We start from the raw sequence: 8,221 nt of genomic DNA on the forward strand, positions 1-8,221 counted from the left end.
CAACAACTTATATTTTAACTCCAACAGGAAAAGTAATAGGCACTCCTATTGAAGGAGCGGTTGATTCTGACATACTTTTTGGACTATTGAAAGGTTTAGAAGATTATAAGAAAGGACAATTAGGTTTTTAGCGTGGAAAAAAACATAGAAAAATTAATTTTAGAAGCCTATGAAGATAGTAAAACTAAATTTGACCATGTTACTACAGGACATATCAGTCAATATTTGAAAAGAAAATATGATTTAAAAATCAATTGTAGTAAGGCATTAATAGAAGCAGGCTTTGATCTTGAAAAAGATGAAAACGAACCTTCTTTAGTTTATGTTAAAAAAGCTACCACAAGAAACAAGACTTCAAATCGTGATCAAATTCAAAACAAAGTTGAAGAGAAACCTTTGTTGTTTCAATTTGCCTATTTTCCAAATTTTCTAAATACACTCCAAGAGCTTTCTAATATAGCTCAAAAAGAATTTTGGGGAAATGGAAATAATATTTTATTTTCTTATCTATTTAAATATTTTGAGTTCATTTACGAAAATAAAAGCTATCCTGATATTATTACTTATAATAAAGACAAAACAAAGGCATGTTTCAATACAGGTTTGTATAGTACAGGTGTTTTTCCAATATTTGCATGCTTTGAAAAGCAGGAAAATGGAGGATATATTTTTAGAAAATTTTGTTCTAATGGAGATAGAGTTTTAGATGATTTAGAAATACCTAAATCTTTAAGCGATTATGATACATTCAAAAATGAAATCATTTTTGACAGTAAATTGGATTTTAGGGTAAATCATTTGCATCTTTTTGAGAGAAAAGAGCGATTACCTGAAATTGTGAAAAAACTAAATGATAGGTTCATAGGACACATTATTAATGGTGAATTGAAAATCATCAAAGATAATTATAATCTTCAAAAGATGATTATTCCTGCAGCTTATAAGCAAAGAGTAGTTTTATACATTCCTTTGAAACTTCAAGAAGAATCAGTTGATACGATAGTTGTAGTTGAAAAAGAAGAGGTAAAAAACGAACAGTATTACGCTGTGAGAACTATACTAAATCCGCATGATAATATTTACAAAACTGCAAGAGTTCTTTCAATAGTTGAATCTGAATGGGTAAAAAACACCATTTGAAAGTGAAAACATTGGTAAAATAGGCTTTTGAGATAAGTCATTTTACCATGTAATTTTATTTCCAAAAAAAGAAATGGAAAGAAAGCTTGAAAAAAGTACTTACAAGTGTGAATAATAATATTTTTTGTAAAAATTTGATATGATTTAAGAATATTAATCCAATATTAGAGAAATTCATGCCAACAGAACAAACCGATCTTGAATATTTGTTTTCTAAAGAAAGATTAGAATCTTATAATAATATTTACGAACATTTTGATAATTTAAAAATGATTGCAAGCATAACAACAAAAATAGCAATACTTGAACTAGTATTAAGAAATTTACTAGATAAACATATGAAAGAAAAAGATTTAGAATGGTTAAGAAATTATAACGAAGAAAACATCAAACAAAAAATAATTAAATTGCAAAACAAAGAAATATTAGATAACAATCAACTCATTTCAAGAATTTCTTCAGGAGATGTAATATTTATAATTAAGCTAGAACACTTAGAGGCAAAAATAATTAATTCTTCTAATATAAATTTTAAAAAATATTATGCACACAACAAAGAATATTACTTTCACTATGTAAATAATAAAAAATATAAAAATAGTTTTAGCAATATAGAAAAAGCAAATATTGTTCTTAACCTTTTACTCACAATCAGAAATAGAAGTTTTCACTGGGAAAATTTATATAAAACAAAAATAACAAATCAAAAGGCTTTAGCTCCTAGAATCACCACAAAATCACATAATACCTTTATAGGCGTTATGCCAAATAAAATCAATGCTTTTTTAAGTGATTTAATAGAGAGTTTTGAAAAAGATTTGAATAGCTACTTAAAATAGTATTTAAGATGGGCGATCTCGATCCGCCCTTATAATGATTTTAAATTATATCATACAATAAAAAAATTGTCAATTTAGTTTATATTTAGTATTGCTCTAAAATGTTGATTGTATAATAACATAATATTTAGATTTTCGTTTTAAAGGAGTGCAAATGAGTGATACTATATTTTAGATATTTTATTAGAGAAGTACAATAATGCTAAATATAAAAAAGTCGGAAACTGTATTAAACTTCGTTATCAATATCACGATATAAATGTGAATTTATATTTTGATGATTATGATAAAAATTATCCTTCAACTTCTATAATATTAGCAATGGATAAATCTTACTATATTACTTCTTTTAATGTGGATAATTTCGATGAAAAAAATCAATATTTAGATAAAATTCCAGATCCTATACTTAATCTTATTAAAGATGAGAATAACAAATTAACTTCATTTTATAATGAGATGAGAAAGCGTATCAAAGAAGATAATTTCCAAAACATTAGTTACAGCAGTGACATAGTGTTTAATAATACTATACAATATAATAAAAATAAAGAAAATGGTAATCCATTTTTTCATTATATTAGAGCAGTAGTAATGACACCTGAACATTTTAAAAAATTATTCCATAGTATGAATATTTCAAAAGAAATTCTCATGAAAATTCAACAAGCAGGATTTACCATTGTAACTACAAACGACCCCAATAAAAGAAAAAATTTTTATGAGAAACTAAAAAGTAAAGAAATTTTTATAGAAGTTTTACAATAGAACATATTAACGATAAAGACTTTGCAAGAACAAATAGCCGAAAGCCACACCTCTTTCGGTTAAGTGTTTTTTGTTACAATTGTATTAAGCTTAGACTAAGTGTGGTTTTTATAGAATTTTCAACGGTTTTTTAAGTGAGATAATCAACAAGCTTGATTATCTCGTTAATTAATTCTAAGACAAGAACTAAAAAATCAATGACTACTCATCATGTCTCCTTCTTATAACCGAAAGAGTAGCCATGCTTAATACGCTTTAATTATAGTATTTTTGAATGAATAAGTTTTAATGTTTTATATGAAAATTTGAGTGTTATCTCAATTCTTTCCTATAATTTGTTTTTTCTTCATCATTATGAAAAACCATTGTTTCAATACAATTTTCTTTACAAAATTGTTTTATTTCATAATTATTGTTTGTTTCATAGAATTTAACAAGATGGGTAAAAAACTCATTCATATCATTCTTAGCAATTGCCAAAATACCGAATCCATTTTCAATTAAAATTTTATTAGCAATTAGCATTGAAGTTCTTTTATTTCCATCAAAAAATAATTGACTTCTCATAAGATATAGCATCAAATCCAATGCTACTTCTTTTTTATTTTCATTTTTTAAAATTGTTTCTATATTTTTACTAACCTCATAATCAATAGGTAATTTTGGTTTAAAATTTGTTCCACTTATTTTAACATCAGCTGTTCTTAAAAATCCTAATTTATGAACCAAATCTCTGCCTACAATCCTATTAAAGTCCTGTATCAAACTCAAACTAACTTTTTCATTAATGGTATCAAACAAATAATTCCAAGCTCTTTTGAGATTTAAAATTATTGTTAAATCTTGTATTGTTTTATCAGGAACACTAAAGCCATCTATAATCATTTGAGTTTCAGGAAAAGTAACATTTACACCTTCTAAATTCGCGGATTTCCAAATAATATCTACAAGGTTTCTTTTTGCTAAAAATATATTTTCTTCTAAAGTTAAATTTCTCATTTTAAATCTTTCCTTCATAAAAATCCGCCTTGAGTTTTAACTCTTGGCGGAAATAACCCTAAAGGCTTAACTATGAAACGACATAGTAAGCGTTTTGTGAGATTATATCTAAACTTTAGGTTTTTTAAGTTTAAAATGGAAGTATTTTTAGCAAAACCGCAGGACAGAAAAGCCCCTTTAAACATACAAAGACAACAAGATTAAAAGAATTGCGTTCGGTTTATAAGTGATACTTAATAAAAAGTGTGTATAATACATACTCATAAGGATATTATAGTGAGTAAAAAAGATAAAATTATTAAAGATTTAAAAAATAATCCTAACAATGCGCCCTTTGAAACGCTTAAGATTTTATTAGAAAGCGAAGGTTATGAATGTTTTAATAAAGGCGGATTACATTATCAATTCAGAAAAGAAGAATGTGATCTTATTACTATTTCATTTAAACACCCTATAAAGGCTATATATGTCAAAATGGTTTTAAAAGCTATAACAGGAGAATGAATTATGAAAGACTTAGATTACTATCTTAATCTACCTTATGAAATTATTATAAAAAAACTTGATGAAAAAGATGGCGGAGGATATTTTGCAAGATATAAAGATTTCCCTTATATTATGGGAGATGGTGAAAATGAAATAGAAGCCTTAAAAGATCTCAAAGAAGCTTTTAAAGGAGCATTAGAAGTTATGCTTGAAAAAGGTGATTATATTAAAGAACCTATTGATAATGAAGCAAAAATTAGAATTAATATTACCTTGCCTAAAAGCTTAGTAGAGGCAATAGATACAATAAGCGATAATAGAAGCAAATTCTTAGCCGATCTTGCAAATAGCGCTATAAAATCTTATAAAATAAGCACTTAAAAATTGACATAGTTAAATAAAAAAAATCCGTTTCAAACTCCTAAAAAATAGGCATTTTATAGTATAAATACTTGCAAAAATTATTAAAAATGGTATAATTATGTTATATAAATTGAGAAAGGAGTTGCTTATGACCCTTATTATTGAAAATGTTAATGAAGATTTTTTACCTGCATTCAAGGGTTTAGCAAAAAGCATAAATGCCAAATGTAAAATTTCTAAGCCTAAGTTGAGTAGTTTTGAAAGTAAGATATTAAATGCAAGCAAAGAACTTGATAAAGAAAAAAAAGTCAATACTGCATTAAGCTTTAATTCGCATCAAGACTTTGTGAAAGCTTATCAAAATGGTAAAATATAAAATTTATTACCATAAAGATTTTATAAAAGCTTACAAAAAAATAAGCGATGAAGAGCGTAAAATAACTGATGAAGTTATTGTAAAACTTTCTAATGATGAGAATTTAGAACCTAAATATAAAGATCATCAATTAAAAGGTGTATTAAAAGATTTTAGAGAATGTCATATAAAGTCTAACTTGTTATTAATTTATCAAAAACATAATAATGAGTTAGAGCTAAATATTTTAAAACTAGGTAGTCATAGTAAGTTATTTAAAAAATATTGAAAGGAATAAAGATGGATAAAGCGCACTTAATTATTTATTTAGCAGTACTTGCATCTATTGTTAGTGTTTTAATAACTTGTTGTCTTTTGTATTTAATCAGAGATAGGTTAAGCAAATTGTTTTCTAAAAATACATTATTGAAAATCAAGAAGTTTTTAAAAGAGAATTTTGAAGATACTGATGACTCATTAAGATCACGCTCATCAACTTTTGAAAGTGATTATATTAATGATCCAAAATATAGCTTTATGATAGGAAATATATACCATAATGTTAATCGCCATCGCCACTAAGCCTAGTTAAAACTAGACTCAGTGCATTATTATTTATAAGTATCATTGATTTTTTCATTTCTTTCTTTGATAGCAGTTCCTGCTTTTTTCTCAGCTGCGCCTGCTGCTTTTTCTACATCAAATGCCAGTCCTTCTGATTCAACTTTAGCAGGAGCATTTCTTGTTTTCAAGAAACCTTGATATCTTGAATTTAAATCGTCTATGGCTTTATTGTGATCAGTCATAGTGCCTTTTGGATCATAATAATTATGTTTTGTTTGCTCGTGTAATCCATTTGAATTGACATTAGAGTTTACTCCTGCATAGTGTGATAATCCTTGCATATCTCCCCTTGCAGCCATATTTTCAACAGCATTCACAGCAGAAGCCACATTTTCTTTATTAACTACACCACCATAATTTTCATTGATATAGCCTTGAACAATAGAAGCTCCACCATCATAACCCACTGAATTATTAAGTGTTTTAGCTTCATTATAGCTGTCCATAGAACTTTTAATACTAGCAGAATTTGTAACATTTCCTGTTTTAAGAAGATTGTTGAATGAAGCACTTGCATCTCTATTTTTACCAATTTCATTAGAAATGCTTTCGTTAAAGGTTTTATTAAAGGTTTCTTGTTGATTTTTGCTTAGATTTTGATACCAACCTTCAGATTCCACTGATGAAGTAGATAAAGTACCTCCTGCATCAACATTTATTCTAACTCCTTTTATTTCTTTATTTAAGCCAATACCACCACCAATTTTTCCACTCATCACATCTTCATAAGCTTGTTTTACATCCACACCTGTTACTTTAGAATAAGCATCAGCTAAAGCATGTTGTGATGCTTTGGTGATAGTATTTCTATCGTTTTCTGATAAGGCTAAGCTATCTCCTTTTCCACTAGCAACTTCTAAAGCTCTTTGAGATAGGTTAGAATTTTGAATCGCATCACTTAGAGCGTGCGCTCTTGTTTCTAAATTGCTTGCAGTCATACCAGCATTTAATCCTTTAATAGAAGCATTACCTATAGAACCATTAGCATTGATTACAGCGGAACTTCCTGTCATATTATCTTTAACTAATTCGCCACCATGTTGCATATCTCTTGTTCCCATAAAACTTCTACCACCTGCACCAAACGAAGATTGAAGAGTATTATAACCTGCACCCACAGCCCAAACTTCATCTCCTCTAGGAGCAGCTATACTTGTTTGTGTAGATAAGGCTTGCTGATTTGCAAAGCTTCCAGCAGCTCTTGAAGCACCTGTTAGAGCTTGAGATAATCCAGAAGCAAAAGTTACAAATCCTTGCTCACTTGCTTTAGCAATTGCATAAGCTAAAACAGGAGTACTCATCACAAGATAATTCATGAAATTTGATCTACTTGCTACTTCTTTAAAGATAAGCATATTATCTCCTAAGCTTAAAGCTGCTTTTCCACCTGTTATTACCTGTGCAACTTTCATAAGATTGTAATCATTTAGATAGTTAATAATACAAAGAATAGGAGTCCAAAGCACTATCCAAATACATAGAGTAAAAAACATCTTAATATGAGCGTAAGAGCCAAATACAATAGAAAGTAAAGCAACAAGCCAAGATAAACCTATGATGATAGCTGTTAAATAAGCTTTAGCTAAAGGCAAATAAGTTTGTGCCATGTGTCCTTGTGCTTGCATACTTGCATAAAATTGCTGATCCGCATAAGCAGTATTTGCAGCCACAGAAGCAGGATTTAATCCTACTGATTTAGCGGTATTAATGATTGCATCTTGAGAAGCAAGCATTATCATGGATTGCTGTAAATAAGATCTAGCACTTACAGCTTGTTCGTTATAGATTTGTGCAGCGCCTAAGAACTTTTGCTCATAATTTGTCATATCATCTACCATACCAAGCAAAGCAGCATGAATCTTCATAGCTTCATCTGTATCGTTTTGAATCATTTCAACGATTTGAGGACCTGCATCAGAACAAGGCACAACACTTTGTTCTTCAACATTATTGTTATTTTTAAACAAAGGAGTAAGCTGAGAGCCATTGCCTATATTTGTGAAAAGATCTTGCATTAAATTATCAGAGTTTTGAAAAAGATTTCTACCTTGTTGATTAAGCAAGATACCTACTGAAACGCAGTTTCTAAAATAAAAATCAATATTTTTTTGTAAAGTTGCATCAATAGCCGAAAGCTTTACGCTTGGTAAAGTACTCATTACTTGAAGTGAAAAACCCAAACCTGCGTTAGAAAAATTTGTAGATTGTGGAGTTGAAAAATGTTTTTCCATAGCTTCTAGGATAACCTTCTCAAATTGTGTCATTAATGCAAAGCTTTTTCCTATACCTATAGGAATTTGAGAAATGACATAATCTTTACTTGTTACTTCATCGTGAATCATGAAGCGGTGATTATTGTCATTTGGCGCTCTTAAAAACATCTGCCACACTACAGCAAAAAGTATAAACATTTTTCCAAATTCAAACACAGGATTTGTTTGTCCATCCATTGCTTTTTTGATACTAAAAAGTAATAATGAAATAGCTAAGGCTGCATTAACGATATAACTTGTTTCAGTGGTTATACCTTTAACAGCTTGCATGATTTCATTCATCACATCGCCATAACCCCAAGTATAAATTAAATTGCTATTAGCTATTTCAGTTGCACCAAATAAAAATGAAGGTGCAAAAAACAAAGTGCTAA

Annotated in this window: 10 protein-coding genes; 8 read left to right on the top strand and 2 right to left on the bottom strand. The window is 28.6% G+C overall.

The features are described 5' to 3' along the window. The first annotated feature begins 132 nt into the window (after nucleotides 1–132). The 3 genes from AJ930_RS06420 (at nucleotide 133) to AJ930_RS06430 (ending at nucleotide 2,747) form a co-directional block, all read left to right on the top strand. Nucleotides 133–1,140 carry a DUF3825 domain-containing protein gene (locus AJ930_RS06420; RefSeq protein ID WP_044779628.1) on the top strand — a complete coding sequence of 336 codons (1,008 nt, stop codon included), beginning with the start codon at nucleotides 133–135 and terminating at the stop codon, nucleotides 1,138–1,140. A gap of 176 nt (nucleotides 1,141–1,316) precedes the next feature. Further along, nucleotides 1,317–1,979, top strand: a complete 663-nt coding sequence (locus AJ930_RS06425; protein ID WP_052858602.1) for a hypothetical protein — start codon at nucleotides 1,317–1,319, stop codon at nucleotides 1,977–1,979. Nucleotides 1,980–2,300: 321 nt separating this feature from the next. After that, a complete protein-coding gene (locus tag AJ930_RS06430) occupies nucleotides 2,301–2,747 on the top strand; it encodes a DNA repair protein Rad50 (protein ID WP_252365813.1) in 447 nt (148 codons plus the stop codon). 312 nt (nucleotides 2,748–3,059) lie between these two features. On the opposite strand, the gene AJ930_RS06435 is transcribed toward AJ930_RS06430, so the two are convergent. Continuing rightward, a complete protein-coding gene (locus AJ930_RS06435) occupies nucleotides 3,060–3,746 on the bottom strand; it encodes a Fic family protein (RefSeq protein ID WP_171822127.1) in 687 nt (228 codons plus the stop codon). 276 nt (nucleotides 3,747–4,022) lie between these two features. Here AJ930_RS06435 and AJ930_RS06440 point away from each other — a divergent pair, with 276 nt between their 5' ends. The 5 genes from AJ930_RS06440 (at nucleotide 4,023) to AJ930_RS06460 (ending at nucleotide 5,532) form a co-directional block, all read left to right on the top strand. Further along, the gene (locus AJ930_RS06440; RefSeq protein ID WP_070275018.1) at nucleotides 4,023–4,250 is read left to right on the top strand and encodes a hypothetical protein; all 228 of its coding nucleotides are present in this window, start codon (nucleotides 4,023–4,025) and stop codon (nucleotides 4,248–4,250) included. A 3-nt stretch (nucleotides 4,251–4,253) separates the two neighbouring features. Further along, nucleotides 4,254–4,613, top strand: a complete 360-nt coding sequence (locus tag AJ930_RS06445; protein WP_002779573.1) for a type II toxin-antitoxin system HicB family antitoxin — start codon at nucleotides 4,254–4,256, stop codon at nucleotides 4,611–4,613. A 130-nt stretch (nucleotides 4,614–4,743) separates the two neighbouring features. Then, nucleotides 4,744–4,971 (top strand): hypothetical protein, encoded by a 228-nt coding sequence (locus tag AJ930_RS06450; RefSeq protein ID WP_002819580.1) that lies wholly within the window; start codon nucleotides 4,744–4,746, stop codon nucleotides 4,969–4,971. Next, complete coding sequence (locus AJ930_RS06455) at nucleotides 4,958–5,239, top strand: type II toxin-antitoxin system YafQ family toxin (protein ID WP_044779584.1); 282 nt, start codon at nucleotides 4,958–4,960, stop codon at nucleotides 5,237–5,239. Before AJ930_RS06450 ends, AJ930_RS06455 begins: the two co-directional genes overlap by 14 nt. Before the next feature lie 11 nt (nucleotides 5,240–5,250). Next, nucleotides 5,251–5,532: a hypothetical protein gene (locus AJ930_RS06460; RefSeq protein ID WP_070275019.1), complete on the top strand. Its 282-nt coding sequence runs from the start codon at nucleotides 5,251–5,253 to the stop codon at nucleotides 5,530–5,532. A 29-nt stretch (nucleotides 5,533–5,561) separates the two neighbouring features. Here the strand turns inward: AJ930_RS06460 and AJ930_RS06465 are convergent. Continuing rightward, nucleotides 5,562–8,221, bottom strand: a 2,660-nt coding sequence (locus AJ930_RS06465; protein WP_261659504.1) for a conjugal transfer protein TraG N-terminal domain-containing protein, incomplete at its 5' end; no start/stop codon positions are given.

Origin of the sequence: Campylobacter sp. BCW_6871 (assembly GCF_001762325.1) — a bacterium.
Classification (GTDB): Bacteria; Campylobacterota; Campylobacteria; order Campylobacterales; family Campylobacteraceae; genus Campylobacter_D; species Campylobacter_D jejuni.

Coding starts and splice junctions, on each gene's coding strand:
- AJ930_RS06430 (WP_252365813.1), top strand. CDS start 2,301: ATGGATAAATCTTACTATATTACTTCTTTTAATGTGGATAATTTCGAT.
- AJ930_RS06445 (WP_002779573.1), top strand. CDS start 4,254: ATGAAAGACTTAGATTACTATCTTAATCTACCTTATGAAATTATTATA.
- AJ930_RS06460 (WP_070275019.1), top strand. CDS start 5,251: ATGGATAAAGCGCACTTAATTATTTATTTAGCAGTACTTGCATCTATT.
- AJ930_RS06435 (WP_171822127.1), bottom strand. CDS start 3,746: ATGAGAAATTTAACTTTAGAAGAAAATATATTTTTAGCAAAAAGAAAC.
- AJ930_RS06425 (WP_052858602.1), top strand. CDS start 1,317: ATGCCAACAGAACAAACCGATCTTGAATATTTGTTTTCTAAAGAAAGA.
- AJ930_RS06450 (WP_002819580.1), top strand. CDS start 4,744: ATGACCCTTATTATTGAAAATGTTAATGAAGATTTTTTACCTGCATTC.
- AJ930_RS06455 (WP_044779584.1), top strand. CDS start 4,958: ATGGTAAAATATAAAATTTATTACCATAAAGATTTTATAAAAGCTTAC.